The organism is Candidatus Nitrosopumilus sp. SW, assembly GCF_006740685.1.
In the GTDB taxonomy this organism is placed as follows: domain Archaea; phylum Thermoproteota; class Nitrososphaeria; order Nitrososphaerales; family Nitrosopumilaceae; genus Nitrosopumilus.
In genome coordinates this window covers 514009-529713 of the sequence record NZ_CP035425.1, presented here as the reverse complement: position 1 = coordinate 529713, position 15705 = coordinate 514009, and the positions used below count along the sequence as shown (strand labels likewise).

The following is a 15705-nucleotide window of genomic DNA, read 5'->3' as shown; positions in this document are numbered from 1 at the left end:
AGAATTTCCCTTGTTGATTTATGAAAATTACTCGTTCAAATACAATGATTTTGCTTGTTTCAATTACTGTTGGGCTTTCTTTGATTGCAGTATTTCCAACAATTTCTGAAGCTCAATCAGAACAAAAAACATTTGTCACACATTCAGGTGCAGTTATCACAACTTCTGGTGACGTAATTGATCCGCTTTACACTGTTTCAACTGTAGACTTTGATCCTGATGAATTTTTACGAAATTTTGAATACGGTCGAGTGTCTACTTCTGAAACTGGTCAAACCATTAGAGAATATACCATAATTGCAGAAGATGATAAAATACAAGAAATTTCTCCAGGTGTATTTTACAATGTTTGGACCTTTAATGGAACTGTTCCTGGGCCAACAATAAGAGCAACTGAAGGAGATCTTCTTAGAATTCACTTTATCAATAATGGTTCAAAGGAACACACTATGCATTTTCATGGAATACATCCTGCAGGAATGGATGGTGTCTTTGAACCTGTAGGTGGAAATGGTGGACAATTTGTTTATGAATTTGAGGCAGGCCCTGTAGGTGTACATCCTTATCACTGCCATGTTATGCCTCTTGAAGAACACATTGTACACGGTTTGTATGGTGTCTTTATTGTAGATCCAAAAGAAGGTCGCGCACCAGCTGATGAAATGGTTATGGTTCTAAATGGTCTTGATACTGATTTTGATACTGAAAATAATTTCTATGCAGCTAACACTATTCCATTCTATTATCAACACCATCCAATTCAAATCAACACTCATGAATTAATTCGAGTTTACGTTGTTAATATGGTGGAATTTGATCCTATAAACAATCTACACTTACATGGAAATCTGTACAAATACTATCCAACAGGAACTGACGTAGTTCCATCATTTTACACTGATATGATAACTTTATCTCAAACTGAGCGTGGAATCATGGAATTTGAGTATGAATATCCTGGAAAATATCTGTTTCACGCACATAAAGTAGAATTTTCTGAAAAGGGATGGGTTGGAATTTTCCTTGTACAAGACAATCCAAATAATTCTCAGGAACTAGACTATGGAACTTAACAATAACACATCTAGAGTAAAAGTAATCGCAAGTGGAATCATTCCTTTTGCTTTTGTCATTATCATGATGGCCTATATTTTTGGACCTGGATCTGACTTGCTTGATTTCGGAATCCCATTACCCGAAATAACTATTGAAAAGATAGATTTTGTTGATTCTGAAATTCAAGCAACTGTGAGGAATACTGGCCCTATTCCTGTTGAAGTTGTAATGGCTGATGTTAATGATAGGATTCATCCTGCAGCTGTAGAACCTGATGGATTTCTAGAACGATATGAGGCAGCACTTGTTAGAATTCCATTTGAATGGAATGAAGCAGAACCATACATTATTGGAATTACTGTTGGTGATGGAACTAGATTTGAAAAAGAGATTGAAGCTGCTGCACCTGCATTACAACCCACTTTAGATCTTGCAGTATTTTTTGCAATTATTGGAACGTATGTTGGAATAATTCCTGTTATGATTGGCCTTCTTTGGCTACCTTTTATCAAAAAAATTAGTAAATCAAAATATCATTTCTTTTTGGCATTAACTGCTGGATTGCTACTCTTCTTAGCTTTTGATTCTATAGAAGAAGCAATTGAAGTTTCTGACGAAAGTTTAGCTGGAAGTTTTAATGGATCATTGTTAGTTGCAACTGCTGTTGTTCTTTCTTTCTTAGGACTCTATTATTCTGGCGAAAAATTAGTCCAAAGGGCAAATTCCTCAAAACTTGCAAAACCCGTTGCGATAGCTTTGATGATTTCTATTGGAATTGGATTGCATAATTTTGGTGAAGGACTGGCAATAGGGGCTGCAGTAGGCATGGGCTCCATTGCATTTAGTACATTTTTGATTGTTGGATTTGCACTTCATAATACTACTGAAGGAATTGCAATTGCTGCACCTATGTCTAGGGGTAAATTGATGATTGGAAAACTTGCTGCTATGGGAATGATTGCAGGAGCTCCTGCAATTTTTGGTGCTTGGATTGGAGGCTTTGTTTATTCCCCATTCACTTCTGTGATATTTCTGGCAATAGGGGCCGGTGCTATCTTTCAAGTAATTGTGGTATTGATGAAATGGTTAAGAGAAGAAGGTGACAGAAACCTATCTAGTGCATCTGTCGCATCTGGATTTGCTGTAGGAATGCTTGTAATGTATTTGACAAGTATTTTGGTTTAGTTTGGTTCTGGATGAATCGTAATTACTGAATTTTTAATTTCTGCTCTTATGATATGTTCTATTTCTGATGTCAAATCATGAACTTTTTCAATTGATGATTCTTTGTCAAATGAACAATCAATGTCAATTTTGAGTATGTTCTCAAAATTCAAAGATACAATTCTTCCAATTTTTTTAATTTCAGGATATTTTTCCAAAATCCTCTTGATCTTTTCTTCAGTGACCTTATCTTCTAGATTAAAATTTTCTGGCATTGTAACAAATGGCTCTAGGTGAATTGTGGCATGCTCTATTTCAGGAATGTTTTCTCGAATTCTTTGTTCTATAACTTCTGAAATTTTGTGAGCTGATGATAGATTTTTCTCTCTGTCGACCATCACATGCAAGTTAGAAAATGTCTTTCCTTTGGTTTTATGTGTACTAACATTATGTACTCCTTTTACTCCTTCTACACTTTTGGCAATATCTAGAATTTTTGCATCTAAAGGAACATCTTCCCAATCCGGCTCAAAATGAATTGTAATTGAAGCATTTGGAATTTCATTTTTGATATTTTTCTCAACATTATTGCTTATCTCATGTGCTCTATCAAAACTGGTGTCTCCTCTTAATGATATTGTAACATCTGCAAAAATTGTATCTCCAGAACGTCTCATTAATACCGAGTCTGCACCAATTACCCCTTCTGTTGATTCAGCAATACCTCTTACATTTTTGACAAGATCTGGTGAAATAATATCTGTCAAATCAAGAGCTGTTTTGTAAACCAGTTTAACACTAAGTGCTGCTAACAAACCTCCTAAAATCAATGCTGCAACAAAGTCACCTTGATACACGCCGTAAGATGCTAAAACAATTCCAATAATTGCTACTAGTGTTGAACCAAGATCCATGAATGCATGATAAAAATCTGCTTTGAGAGTCGTTCCGCCAATTCTTTGAATTGATCTTCTCAAAAGAATTATTCTAAAAATATCAATTCCTATTGTGTATAATCCGCCAATTATTGCAAATATTCCAGGCAATATGTTTGGTGGAGGACTTTGTATTCTGTTAATGGACTCATAAATGAAAAAGCATGCAATCAGAAAAATTGCAATTCCTCCAATTAGCCCTCCTAATGATTCAATTTTTCCATGACCGTAGGTATGTTCTGCATCTGGTGGTTTTATTGCCATTCTAGCAGCTAAGAGTAATACCAAAGTTACTACACTATCTAGTAATGCATGAATACTGTCTGTAATTAGTGCCAAACTATTTGAAACAAGACCAAAAATTAACTCTACCAAAAATGCCGAAAAAATCGCTAAAAGCGAAATCTGTAAAACCTTGGTTCTTTGTACAAACATTTTCTTATTTTCTAATAATTTCTATCATGTATTACAAGTTTCTAAGGATGAATCGTGCGATAACGTTATTTGGAAAGAGACCTCATTTTCAATATTGGACAAAAATTGGTTATTTTTGCTAATCTTTTTCTCAATTATGCTTATCCCGTTAATGGATGCTCATGCCTCAAATCCTAATCTATCCGTATCTGCTGAAAATTCAGAATTTGGTAATGTTTTTGCAGGTTCTATGGTAATTGAAGTAGTTATCCGTGATTCCAATATTTCTGATACTGACGAAGGAAAAGGTGAACCTGATGTTACCCTCAATGGAAAAACCCTTCGTATGGTACAAGCAACAGATGGAAATTGGTATGCTTATTTTGCAAATGTTGACAAGGCAAAAATTGCTGATGCAACTGTTGGTTTAGCAGGAAAAGGATTAGACTTTGGGGAGTTTTGCAGCCGTGATACTGCAACATCTGTTTTTGGAATTTCTCTTAGTGAAACTGATGGTTTTGCAATTCCTAGGCCTGATTCTGTTTCTGGTTCTACTAATGGTGATTCATCTTTCTCTCAATGCACTTCTAGTCCTACAAACACTTCTAATCATAATAATGTCGTTAGAAATGCAAAATCTATCAACACAAACTCCAATATCCCCTCTGGGCAAATTGGATTAGATGCTGATGCATGGCCATTAATCCAACTTTATTCTTTTGATGATGTAACAATACAATACAACCCTGGTGGGCCTTCTCAACAAGTATATCTTGATTATGATGAAATTCAAAATATTTCTTTAGAACTTGATAGGGAACTTTATCCTGAAAATTCTGAAGTTTTTCTGACTCTTAATGATATTCAATTAAATCAAGATCCAACTGATGAAGATTCTTGGACATTTAATATTAATTCAACTTCAAGTACATTTTACCAAGCATTTGATAATTCTGGTAATAACGATGCAAATGGAAATGCAGGGTTAGTCAATCTGATTCCTCATCTTTCAAATTTGGGATTTGAAGATAATGGAAAATTATCTCTAAATCTTGGTAATATTATGGAATTAAAAACAAATAATGATCAACCCCATCTATCAGTATCTGATGCAGTTCCAAACACTTACTCCAACATAGTTACTTTAACTGAACAAGAACCAAACTCTGGAGTTTTCTCTAGCTCTGATTCAAATGATCAATCTATAATTGGTATTTTGGATAACGCACCTAGAGGACAAACTGGACAAATAACATACAATAAAGAATCTATCTCTGTTGTTACCGGATCCTCCACTGCTTCTGTGTCTTTTGATGGAGATCCTGTTCTAACAATTGGAACTGGTGGTTCTCTTAGACCTGGTACTGAATATCCAATACTATTGATTGATCCTGATCAAAACTTGAACACTGGTGCTAGAGATGATCTTGATGTCTTTAGGGATTCTGCAATTATTCCTACAATCACCATTGGAAATCCTATCACATTAGAGCATGCACATAGCGTTGAATTTCACTCATTATCTCCTTCTCTATCTGGAGGTGATGATTCCAAATCTTCTGTTCCTGACTCAAATTCTGACATCTTACTAATTGATACCTCAAATGTTTCAAATGCTTCCTATGAGATGATTTCAATTAATCTAGGTATTTCTGCCTCATCTTTAGCATCATCTCTTCTTGATTCTTCAGAATCTAACGTTGAAGGTACAAATTGGATCAATTATGATTTAAGATCCCTTGAAAATGAACTAGAAATTTCTGATTTTAGTAGTACCACATTTGCTCTTGCATTTGGTTCTCGTGATTCCACTCCTCAAATTGTAATTGCTGATGATGGTGATGTGTCTTCATCTCAAGGATTTATTCAAATTGATAATAATGATGTAGAGGATATTAAGACTAAAACTGGTAGTGTATTTCTAATAATTGATTTTGATTCTTCTGATACAGTTAAAGTTTCTAATGAATCAAATAAACTTCCAATCGTTTTTGACTTCTTTTCATTTGGATTGGAAAACAGTGATAGTATAAACAATTCTATTTATCGTTTTGAATTAGAAGAGACTCAAGATAACTCATCTATTTTTGAAGGTACTTTTGAATATGCAGTTACAAATCAATTAAACATTCTTGATCCTGATTTTATTCGAATTGCACAAACAATTGATGATGAAATAAAAATTATCATTACTGATAGATTAATTGATGAAGAAGGAGTTGCAATATCTTATGCTGATTTAGATTCTGTTGGGGTAACAACTACAACAACAAGTAAAACTGATGTTGCAACAAACTCTGGAAAAGTTTCTACAACTTCAACAACATTTCGATTTGGTCAACCTGTGACAATTACCCTAAGTGATTCTGATCTTAATTTGAAAAGTGACACAGTTGAAATTTATCAAGTGATCAATGATCCTAACTCTGACAATGTAGATACTATAGGAAAAGATGGAGAAATTTTGTTAGAGATAAAAATCAAAGATGTTCGTTACAAACGATGCACTATAAATGGAGTTGAACATGGAGGTTTGGCTTCTACTGGATTTACACTTATAGAAACAGGACCTGGTACAGGAATTTTTACAGGAGTCTTCAAAATGCCATCTCAGATTTGTGATAAAACAGGCTCAAAACTAATCTACACTTCTGGTGGAAGTCTTGATGTTCGTTATTATGATTCTCGTGATGCTTCTGGAAATGCAAATATTTTCAGTTTACTTGATTCAAAATCTTCTGTATCATATTATGTTCCTGCTAAATTAAGCTCAGAAAAAGTGACAATTCCAATAATTGGTTCTAAAGAAATCATTTTGACAGGAAGTATTGAAAATCATAAACGAGGTATTCCATTATCAATAGAACTAACAAATCCTGATGGTACAAAACAAAACTTTGCTGCATCTCTGAGTAATAGTGGAGGTTATCGTTCTATGTTTACTGTTCATGCAAACACTTTGCCTGGAACATACTTTGTTTATCTTTCCTATGATGGGAAAAACATTGGAATTCTTTCTTTTGATGTAGTTTCTGAAAATGTTCCTGATTGGGTAAAAAATAATGCACGTTGGTGGTCTTCTGACAATATCTCTGATGGCGAATTTATCGATGGAATAGAACATCTGATTGAAACTGGTGTAATTTCTATTGAACCCTCAGAAAGAAGTTCAGCAAAACAAGAAATCCCTGATTGGATCAAAAACACTGCAAAGTGGTGGACAGACGATCAAATTCCAGAAGGTGAATTCCTAAAGTCAATCCAATACTTGGTCAAAAAAGGTATAATTCGAATATAATCTGGTCAATTTTTCTTTCATCAAATACATAAATACTCACAACCCATGAATCAAAATGAAAATGAGGTCTGCAAGTATCTATGCATTTACATTATTAGCTGTCTCAATTATGACTTTTGGAATGACAGGTCCTGCTTTTGCAGCCAATTCTTACATTGATGTTTCAACTGCATCTAGTACTGTTGCTAATGGTGGAACTATTGCATTATCTGGTACAATTGTAGATTATGAAGATTCAGGAAATGGACTTGTTCTAAAAATCGTATCTCCTGATAATAGTATTGTATACGTAAATCAACTTGTAAATGCTGTTAATTCTGATGGTTCATTTACTACCACTTTAATCGCAGGTGGTCCTCTGTGGAAAAGTTCTGGAGATTACACAATCGAATTTTACTATGGTCCAACTAAAGGTGATGTTTCTGTAGAATATACTGGTGGAAAATCTACTCCCACACCAGAACCAACACCAGAACCAACACCAGAACCAACACCAGAACCTGAGCCAGAGCCAGAACCTGAGCCAGAACCTGAGCCAGAACCTGAGCCAGAACCAGAACCAACATGTGGACCTGGAACAGAATTAGTAAACGGAATGTGTCAAGTAATCAAAACTGATGAGCCAGAGTCAAGTGGTGGTGGATGTCTTATTGCAACTGCCGCATATGGAACTGAATTGGCACCACAAGTTCAATTCTTAAGAGAAATTAGAGATAATACTGTAATGAATACTGCATCTGGTGCATCATTTATGACTGGATTTAACCAATTATACTATTCATTCTCCCCAACAATTGCTGATTGGGAAAGAGAGAACCCAATGTTCCAAGAAGCAGTTAGAGCATTCATCACACCAATGATTTCAACACTGTCTATCATGACATTGGCTGATGATGGTTCAGAAGTTGAAGTTTTAGGATTAGGAATTTCTGTTATTGCACTTAACTTGGCAATGTATATTGCAGCACCTGCATTAATTGGATTCAAAGTTCACAAATCTCTAAAATCTAGAAAATAATCTTCTAGAATTACTCTAGGTTATTATACTGAAGCACTTTATCTTATTTCATGCATATTGAATATGAAGAATTTGATTCAATTGAAGATATTTTCATGTATTTGGCATCAGCTGCACCTCCAATGAAGAACACTATTCCGATTAACTCTTACAAGGATCATGTGATGTCCTTTATTCCACTTAGTCCTTCTACTGGGGAAACATATCTGATGTTATATGTAAAAGGTTCATTGGAACCTGGAATCTATGAATTTGATGTTCACTCAAAATCTTACAAAAAAGTAGATAATATTGAAAGGGCAGACAAAGTTTACTTTGTTTCTTTAACACCGAAAAGAAATACTATTGCAGATGTAGCACTAGAAAAACTATAGTTTCTTTGTTTGAATTTTAGGAGCAGATACTGATCTACTTCTGGCATATTTGTCAATTATTTCATCAGGGGTTCTTCCATTAAAGAGATCTTTACACAATCCTCTTAGATACCTCATAATTGCCCAAGTTCCTGCTTTCAAAATTCCGTACATGAAAACTTTCATTGGTGGACCATATGTCTTGTTTCTAAGAATAATTGGAATAATATCATTGATTACTCGTAGATTATTCTCCCAACACTTCCAAAACAGAGTAAATTGAGCCTCATTCAAGTTTCCAAAATGCATTGAATTCTTTTCACTAAAATCTTGATACAACAATGGGGCTACCAATCCTCTAAAGTCCATCTCTCTAAAGTCACTCATCATATCAATCGTATATTGAATATCATCTGGTGTTTCATCTGGCCAACCAATAATGATTGTAGCAGCTGGGAACCAGTGATTTTCATTAAGAATTTTTGCGCCTTCTCTAACTACACTACCCCACTCTTCTGTTGAAAATGGTCTTGTTTTTACACCAAGATGTTTCTTTACCATGTCTGGTGCAACTGTTTCAATTCCTAAATTAGTTGCAAGCCATCTTCCTGATTTATCTTGACCGTTAATGTGTGAAATTTGTTGCATCAATGTAGGATCTGCTGCAACTGCAGAAAATGTCATATGTGTTGTTCCAATAAAGTTTGCACCAAGTCCTTTTAATGACTTCCACAAATCTGTAATTGCATCTCTGTTTGGAACAAAGTCTCTATTGTCACATCCATAAAGTAACATTTCATCAGAATGTAACCAAATTGAATCAAAACCGTAATCTAAATTGGTTTTTGCCTCATGTTGTAGTCTTTCTATAGGAAGATCTTTTTTTGATCTTTTATTTACATCACAAAAGTCACAACCTCTTCCACATCCTCTCATCGCCTCGATCAAAGAATTGATTGTAGGTCCTTCGATAACTGGAATGTTTTCAAGGTTTCTTACAAAACAATGCATTAATTCTGGTGCGTCATTTTTCTCTAAATCTTGGAATAGATCAACTGCTAGTTCATCTGCTTCGCCAACTACTACTGTGTCAATTCCATGAATTTTCATTCTATCTGATTTTGCTAATTCCCATGCTCCATTTCCACCAACAACAACTTTAAAATCATATTTCTTTTTGAGTTGGATAATACTTGCACACATTTTTTTAAATTTCATTGCAACATATGACAATTTTTCTGGTGACATTGTTGTAGTAACTGGTGCCATTCCTAATGGATCCATTACGTTGATACCTACAACTTTGGTATCTGGTCCAATTGATTTGTGTAACATGTCTGGATGTCCGATGAACACGTCTTCTCTCTTATAACCACCTTGAATCAATGAACTTTCAATTCTTCTTAATCCAATTTGTGCAACCTTTGCCTCTCCTGTGATTGGGTCTGTCTCAACTGATGGACAAAATACCTTATCAAAAACCCATTCAGGAAGAACCTCATATGGTCCACATGCAATAAATCCATAAAGAAAATTTCCTCTATAATTTGTCATTAAACTACGATCAGCAGTAAGTACAACACGTTTGCCAGCCAACTATCACATTTCGTTTAACTATGTTATATATCATTTACGAGGTTAATTTGCCTCTTGAATTGTATTTTTCACTTATTCTCTTTTTCTTATTGTTCTATTTGCGATATTGGCTGCAATTCCACCAGCTGCAATGCCGTTATCTATGTTTACAACTGATAGTCCTAATGAACAACTTTGAAGCATCGAAGCAAGAGCTGCAATTCCTTTTTCACCATAACCATATCCTACTGATGTTGGAATTCCAATAACTGGAATATCTACTAGTGTGGAAACTAGTGTTGCAAGTGCTCCTTCCATCCCTGCAGCAACTATAATGCAATCCACATCCTCTTCTACCATTTCTTTTAAAATTGGAAAAATTCTTTGAATTCCTGCTACTCCCACATCGTAACTTGTGATGCATTTACAATTCATTGCTTCACAGACAATTCTTGCTTCCTCCGCCACTCCAATATCTGAAGTTCCTGCAGTAAGAATTCCTACTTTGCCTCCTTGAAATTTAATTGGTTTTTTAAACAACAATAATGTAGATGATTTCTTTCCTGTTTTGACTTTGACTTTTAGTTTCTTTGCAAATGCCTGGATTTTTGGATAGTCTGCTTTCTTTAACCTTGAAACAATTACAGAATTTGATTTTTCTAAAATTCTTTTTATGATTTTTTTAATTTCATCTAGTTCTTTTGTCTCTGCAAAAACTATCTCTGGGATTCCTCTTCGTTTTCTCCTATTGATATCAATCTTGGCAATTCCTTCTATCTCTTCTATAGAATATAATGATAGTAGTCTTTTTGCATCATTAACTGAAATCTTTCCTGATTTTACAGCTTTTAGAATCTCATGAGTTTCCATTGATGGTTTTTCTTTTTATCGATAAAAAAAGGCTTAGATTTCAATACCTGAAATTGCACCTTTAACACTCTCAACTGCTTTGTTAAAGACCTGTTTTTCATCATCATTAAGATCTAGTTCGATAATTTTCTCTACGCCTTTCTTTCCTATTACTGCTGGAACCCCAATTGTTACATCTGAATGACCATATTCCCCATCAAGATAAGTTGCTACTGGAATCACTTGTTTTCTATCTCTTACAACAGATTCAACAATTGCAGAAATTGCATTTCCTGGTGCATGTACTGTTGCACCTTTTAATTCAATTACTTTTGCTGCAACTTGTTTTGTGTTCTGAACTAACTCGTCTAATTTTTCTTTTGGTAGAAATGATGATAGAGGGATTCCTGAAACAGATGAAAATCTTGGTAAAGGTAACATGTTTTCACCATGTTCTCCAATTACAAGTGCTCTAATAGAATCACGAGAGTGTCCTGTTGCTTCATGAATAAACTGTCTAAATCTTGATAAATCAAGCATACCTCCCATTCCAAATACTCTGCTTCTATCAAATCCTGATACCTTGTATGTGATGTATGCCATTGGGTCTAATGGATTAGTTACTGGAATAATCATGGAGTCATCTGCATACTTTTTGACATTTTCTACTACACTTTTTACAATTGATGCATTAATTTTCAAAAGGTCCATACGGGTCATTCCTGGTTTTCTTCCAGAACCTGCAACTACTACAACAATATTGGAACCTTTCATGTCTTCAAAATTATTGGAACCTTTAACCTCGACATCAATTCCTTGTTCTGATAGCATATGGTTGATGTCCATTGCCTCTCCTTGAGGTAGGCCTTCTGCAACATCTAATAACAAAATTTGATCATCTAGTCGTTTTAGTGCTGAAAATAATGCAGCATCTCCGCCTACTTTGCCTGAACCAATTATAGTAATCATAAAATTCGCTGTTAATTTTCAATAATTAAATCTAGTGAAATTTCATACCGATCAGACGAATTTATAAGCATTTTTGATAATTTTTAATCAATGGTTTTGGTAATTGATCCGCAAATTGCTGGAATATCTGGAGATATGCTTCTTTCATCTTTAATTGATTTGGGGGCCAATAAAGAAAAGGTAATTGATGGAATCAAAAAATCTGAAAAATTTTTTTCAGATTCTACCATTAAAGAAATTGATTTTCAAAAAACCAAAAAACGAGGAATTGAAGCTCTTCAACTAATTTTAGATGTTGATGAGAATTCTCATGAAAGAAAAGGATCTGAAATTAAAAAAGCAATTAATGACTCTACACAAAACTTGGGTCTTTCAGAGAAGGCAAAGACCTTTGCTGAATCCTGTATTAATTCACTAATTTCTTCAGAATCCAAAATACATGGGGTCTCGGAAGATTCTGTTCATTTTCATGAAGCATCTAGTATTGATACACTAATTGATATTGTTGGAATTACAATTGCTTTAGATGATTTGAAGTTATTTGATGAAAAAATTATTTCCATGCCTGTTTCTGTAGGTGGTGGAAGTGTAACTTTTTCACATGGAACAATGTCTAATCCTGCAAGTGCCATTCTTGAGATTTTCAAAAACTCTTATCTCAAAATTAAAGGCAATGATGCTAATGAGGAATTGACAACTCCTACTGGTGCCTGCATTTTGGCTAATTTGACTAATACTTGTATGGATTATTATCCTACCATGAAAATTGATTCAATTGGTTATGGTGCAGGACAAAAAGATTTTCAAAATTTTTCAAATGTGTTAAAGGTAGTTCGAGGCTCCACAAATAATTTAGAAAGTGACTCTGTAAAAATTATCGAAACTAATGTTGATGATGTTTCAGGTGAAATACTTGGAAATCTTATTGAAAAAATTATGCAAAAAGGTGCTAAAGATGTCTCAATCTATCACGGGATTACAAAAAAAGGAAGACCTACAAATCTAATTTCTGTACTATGTGATGATCAAAATATTGATGAAATTGTTGATACGTTGGTCCTTGAAACTGGTACATTAGGTGTTAGAATATCTGAATCTAGTAGATTTATTGTACCTAGAACTAGTGAAAATACTTCATTGACAATTAATGGAAAATCATTTGATGTAAGATACAAAAAATCCTCATTCAAAGGAAAAACTGATTTCAAAATAGAGTTTGATGATTTAAAGTATATCTCAAACACTATTGAGAAGTCAATTAAAGAAACAGACTCTTTACTTCGAAAAGAGATTGAAAAATTGGAGAACTAAATGACAAAATTAGATGAACTAGAAAATTGGTTTGCTAATAAAGATAAAGTTATGATTGCATTATCTGGCGGTGTGGATAGTGCACTTGTTGCGTATGCTGCATATCAAAAACTAGGTGATTCTGCAATTGCAGTAACTGCTGATTACAAAACCCTCTCTGAGGAGGAACTACAAACAGCCAAAAAAATCTGTTCTGAAATAGGAATAACACAACTTTTCTTAGATTATGATGAACTTGAAAATGAAGAGTTTACAAAAAATGATTCTACTAGATGTTTTCATTGTAGGCTTGAATTAGGAGATCATCTACTAAAATTGGCAAAAGAACATCATATAGATGTGATTGTTGATGGAACAAATTTGGATGATTTAGGTGATTATAGGCCTGGAATTGATGCATTACGGCAAAATGGCATTCTGAGTCCTCTTGTTGAAACAAATCTCTCAAAATCTCAAATTAGACAAATCGCAAAATCAGTTGGATTATCTGTTCATGATAAACCTTCTAATTCTTGTCTGGCATCTCGAATTCCTTGGGGCCAAAGAGTGACTGCTGAGAAACTTACTAGAATTGAATTTGGTGAAACTGTTGTTAAACAATTAACCAAAATTAAACAAGTTCGTGTTCGTGATCTAAATGGCTCTGCAAAAATCGAAGTAGAAAAAAATGATATTTCTGAATTCAATGATGCTGTATTAGATAAAATCACAGAAAAATTAAAGATGATAGGATTTACTTCAGTTGAAATTGATCAAGAAGGGTATAAACCAGGAAAAATTAATGTGATTGCAGATTGATTTATCTTGATAATGCTGCCTCCACTCAAATTCATGAAGATGTCTTAGAATCAATGCTTCCATATCTCAAAGAACAATATGGAAATCCCTCGTCCATTCACCGTTATGGGCGATTATCTCGTAAGGCAGTTGAAAAAGCAAGAAAACAAATTGCATCTTTAATCAATGCTGACCCCTCTGAAATTTTTATCACTTCTGGGGGTACTGAATCAAATAATACTGCATTAAGAGGGATTGCAACTAAACACTCCTCTGGTCAAATTATAACTTCTTCAATTGAACATGATGCAATTTTAGAACCCTGTAAAAAATTATCTCAAGATGGTTTTGATGTGATTTATCTTCCAGTTGACAAGTTTGGTATGATTAGTCTATCTGATCTAAAAAAATATCTTTCTGAAAACACTAGAATCGTTTCAGTTATGTTTGGAAATAATGAAGTTGGTACAATTCAACCAATTTCAGAAATCGCTAAACTTTGTAATGAACATGGTGTTGTATTTCACACTGATGCTGTACAAGCCGTAGGAAAAATACCAATTGACATTCATGAATTGAATGTGGATTTGTTGTCTATTTCATCTCATAAACTATATGGTCCAAAGGGCATTGGTGCGTTGTATATCAAAAAAGGGGTCATGCTCAATCCTATGATTTTAGGTGGTGGACAAGAACATGGTTTGCGTTCTGGTACTGAAAACGTGGCAAATATTGTTGGTTTTGGTAAGGCGTGTGATATTGCAAAAACTAATCTAAATGAGAATATTTCCCATATGAAAAAACTTAGAGATACTTTGGTTCAAAATGTGTCCAATGAAATTTCTCAGGTAACTGTTAATGGTCATCCTGAATCCCATTTGCCAAATAATGCTCATTTTACTTTTCTTGGTGTAAATGGTGAAGATCTAATAATCAAACTTGATGAGTATGGTATTGCCGCATCTACTGGTTCAGCATGTTCTGTTCACACTCAAAAAGCGTCTCATGTTTTACAGGCTATGGGATTTTCTCATGAGCAAATTACTGGTTCGCTAAGATTGACAACTGGAATATTTAATGATCAAAAAGAAATTGAACAAACTGTGGAAATTCTAAAAAAAGTTGTAGATGAATTGAGATCTGTATCACCGTTTAAAGAAAAGTATTCTTTTTCAAAAAACTAAATTTTCATTTGAAATCTGTTTCTTGTTAAGACTACTGTTGCCATAATTCCAACTATCAGAATCATCATTGCAATTGTTCCAAACTCTGGAACAATATAGGTTCCAATAATTTCAATATCTGAATCTCCTTGCTCAAAATTGATTGTAATTACTCTTGAATCTGAATGTACAACTGATTCTTGATATGCTACCTCTACTCCATCAATTAAAACAATAAAAGTATCATCTTTCCCATCTTGTTTTTCAGCTCCTATGAATTCTCTTGGCAAGTCCAAATCAATTTTCCCCTCATCTGTTGAATCAATTTGAACTATTAATGCAAAAATATCTGAATCAACTATCATGTCTTTGACTACTCCTCCTTTGATTGTGTATTCCACATCAAATGTTCCGTGACTTCCAGCATCAACTTCAAAATTAGTTGTGGTTTCAACTACATCTGATTTTGGTGTGTAACTAAATTCAGATTCAGCAATATTGCCTTCCCCATATAACACTCTAACTAGATAATCTCCTGCTTTGTTCCATAATGGACCTTCTGCAATAACTGTGTGTGAATATGTTCCATCTTGGGCTACTGTAATTTGCGCTATATCTACTAAATTCCCCTCTGTGAATAATTGAAGTGTTACTGGTGTTTCACCAACTATCGTTGAAACTTGTCCTGATATTACTATTGTATCTCCTTCATCATAATTTTTATCATCTGTTTGAACTGAAATCAATGACTCTTGAGCAAAAGCAGGTACTGTAGAAATTATTAATAAAGAAATCACTCCGTATAATATTCTAGAATCCACAA

At 34.1% G+C, this 15705-nt stretch carries 13 protein-coding genes; 8 read left to right on the top strand and 5 right to left on the bottom strand.

What is annotated here, in order from left to right; genetic code table 11:
- Window positions 1–44 precede the first annotated feature (44 nt).
- Window positions 45–1073: a multicopper oxidase domain-containing protein gene (locus Nisw_RS03255; protein ID WP_141978472.1), complete on the top strand. Its 1029-nt coding sequence runs from the start codon at window positions 45–47 to the stop codon at window positions 1071–1073.
- Window positions 1063–2241 (top strand): ZIP family metal transporter, encoded by a 1179-nt coding sequence (locus Nisw_RS03250; protein WP_141976481.1) that lies wholly within the window; start codon window positions 1063–1065, stop codon window positions 2239–2241. Before Nisw_RS03255 ends, Nisw_RS03250 begins: the two co-directional genes overlap by 11 nt.
- On the opposite strand, the gene Nisw_RS03245 is transcribed toward Nisw_RS03250, so the two are convergent.
- Entirely contained in the window at window positions 2238–3590 is a 1353-nt protein-coding gene (locus Nisw_RS03245; RefSeq protein ID WP_141976479.1) for a cation diffusion facilitator family transporter, read from the bottom strand. The two genes, Nisw_RS03250 and Nisw_RS03245, sit on opposite strands and share 4 nt — an antisense overlap.
- 94 nt (window positions 3591–3684) lie before the next feature.
- On the opposite strand from Nisw_RS03245, the gene Nisw_RS03240 reads away from it, so the two are divergent.
- The 3 genes from Nisw_RS03240 to Nisw_RS03230 are packed head-to-tail and all read left to right on the top strand — an operon-like array spanning window position 3685 to window position 8259.
- The gene (locus tag Nisw_RS03240; protein WP_141976477.1) at window positions 3685–6867 is read left to right on the top strand and encodes a peptidase; all 3183 of its coding nucleotides are present in this window, start codon (window positions 3685–3687) and stop codon (window positions 6865–6867) included.
- A gap of 55 nt (window positions 6868–6922) precedes the next feature.
- Window positions 6923–7885 (top strand): CFI-box-CTERM domain-containing protein, encoded by a 963-nt coding sequence (locus Nisw_RS03235; RefSeq protein ID WP_141976475.1) that lies wholly within the window; start codon window positions 6923–6925, stop codon window positions 7883–7885.
- A 50-nt stretch (window positions 7886–7935) separates the two neighbouring features.
- Window positions 7936–8259, top strand: coding sequence for a hypothetical protein (locus tag Nisw_RS03230; protein ID WP_141976473.1), 324 nt, complete (start codon window positions 7936–7938; stop codon window positions 8257–8259).
- Here the strand turns inward: Nisw_RS03230 and Nisw_RS03225 are convergent.
- The 3 genes from Nisw_RS03225 to Nisw_RS03215 form a co-directional block, all read right to left on the bottom strand.
- Entirely contained in the window at window positions 8254–9834 is a 1581-nt protein-coding gene (locus Nisw_RS03225; RefSeq protein ID WP_185736661.1) for a radical SAM protein, read from the bottom strand. The two genes, Nisw_RS03230 and Nisw_RS03225, sit on opposite strands and share 6 nt — an antisense overlap.
- A 72-nt stretch (window positions 9835–9906) precedes the next feature.
- Window positions 9907–10683: a nickel pincer cofactor biosynthesis protein LarB gene (gene larB / locus Nisw_RS03220; RefSeq protein WP_141976472.1), complete on the bottom strand. Its 777-nt coding sequence runs from the start codon at window positions 10681–10683 to the stop codon at window positions 9907–9909.
- A 33-nt stretch (window positions 10684–10716) separates the two neighbouring features.
- Window positions 10717–11631 carry a malate dehydrogenase gene (locus Nisw_RS03215; protein ID WP_141976470.1) on the bottom strand — a complete coding sequence of 305 codons (915 nt, stop codon included), beginning with the start codon at window positions 11629–11631 and terminating at the stop codon, window positions 10717–10719.
- Window positions 11632–11721: 90 nt separating this feature from the next.
- On the opposite strand from Nisw_RS03215, the gene larC reads away from it, so the two are divergent.
- The 3 genes from larC to Nisw_RS03200 are packed head-to-tail and all read left to right on the top strand — an operon-like array spanning window position 11722 to window position 14903.
- Entirely contained in the window at window positions 11722–12942 is a 1221-nt protein-coding gene (larC, locus tag Nisw_RS03210; protein WP_141976468.1) for a nickel pincer cofactor biosynthesis protein LarC, read from the top strand.
- Window positions 12943–13740 carry an ATP-dependent sacrificial sulfur transferase LarE gene (gene larE / locus Nisw_RS03205; RefSeq protein ID WP_141976466.1) on the top strand — a complete coding sequence of 266 codons (798 nt, stop codon included), beginning with the start codon at window positions 12943–12945 and terminating at the stop codon, window positions 13738–13740. It abuts the gene before it with no gap.
- Window positions 13737–14903: a cysteine desulfurase family protein gene (locus tag Nisw_RS03200; protein WP_141976464.1), complete on the top strand. Its 1167-nt coding sequence runs from the start codon at window positions 13737–13739 to the stop codon at window positions 14901–14903. Before larE ends, Nisw_RS03200 begins: the two co-directional genes overlap by 4 nt.
- Here the strand turns inward: Nisw_RS03200 and Nisw_RS03195 are convergent.
- A complete protein-coding gene (locus tag Nisw_RS03195; RefSeq protein WP_141976462.1) occupies window positions 14900–15703 on the bottom strand; it encodes a PEFG-CTERM sorting domain-containing protein in 804 nt (267 codons plus the stop codon). The genes Nisw_RS03200 and Nisw_RS03195 overlap by 4 nt on opposite strands.
- Window positions 15704–15705 lie beyond the last annotated feature (2 nt).

Coding starts and splice junctions, on each gene's coding strand:
- larC (WP_141976468.1), top strand. CDS start 11,722: ATGGTTTTGGTAATTGATCCGCAAATTGCTGGAATATCTGGAGATATG.
- larE (WP_141976466.1), top strand. CDS start 12,943: ATGACAAAATTAGATGAACTAGAAAATTGGTTTGCTAATAAAGATAAA.
- larB (WP_141976472.1), bottom strand. CDS start 10,683: ATGGAAACTCATGAGATTCTAAAAGCTGTAAAATCAGGAAAGATTTCA.
- Nisw_RS03230 (WP_141976473.1), top strand. CDS start 7,936: ATGCATATTGAATATGAAGAATTTGATTCAATTGAAGATATTTTCATG.
- Nisw_RS03245 (WP_141976479.1), bottom strand. CDS start 3,590: ATGTTTGTACAAAGAACCAAGGTTTTACAGATTTCGCTTTTAGCGATT.
- Nisw_RS03255 (WP_141978472.1), top strand. CDS start 45: ATGATTTTGCTTGTTTCAATTACTGTTGGGCTTTCTTTGATTGCAGTA.
- Nisw_RS03215 (WP_141976470.1), bottom strand. CDS start 11,631: ATGATTACTATAATTGGTTCAGGCAAAGTAGGCGGAGATGCTGCATTA.
- Nisw_RS03250 (WP_141976481.1), top strand. CDS start 1,063: ATGGAACTTAACAATAACACATCTAGAGTAAAAGTAATCGCAAGTGGA.
- Nisw_RS03235 (WP_141976475.1), top strand. CDS start 6,923: ATGAAAATGAGGTCTGCAAGTATCTATGCATTTACATTATTAGCTGTC.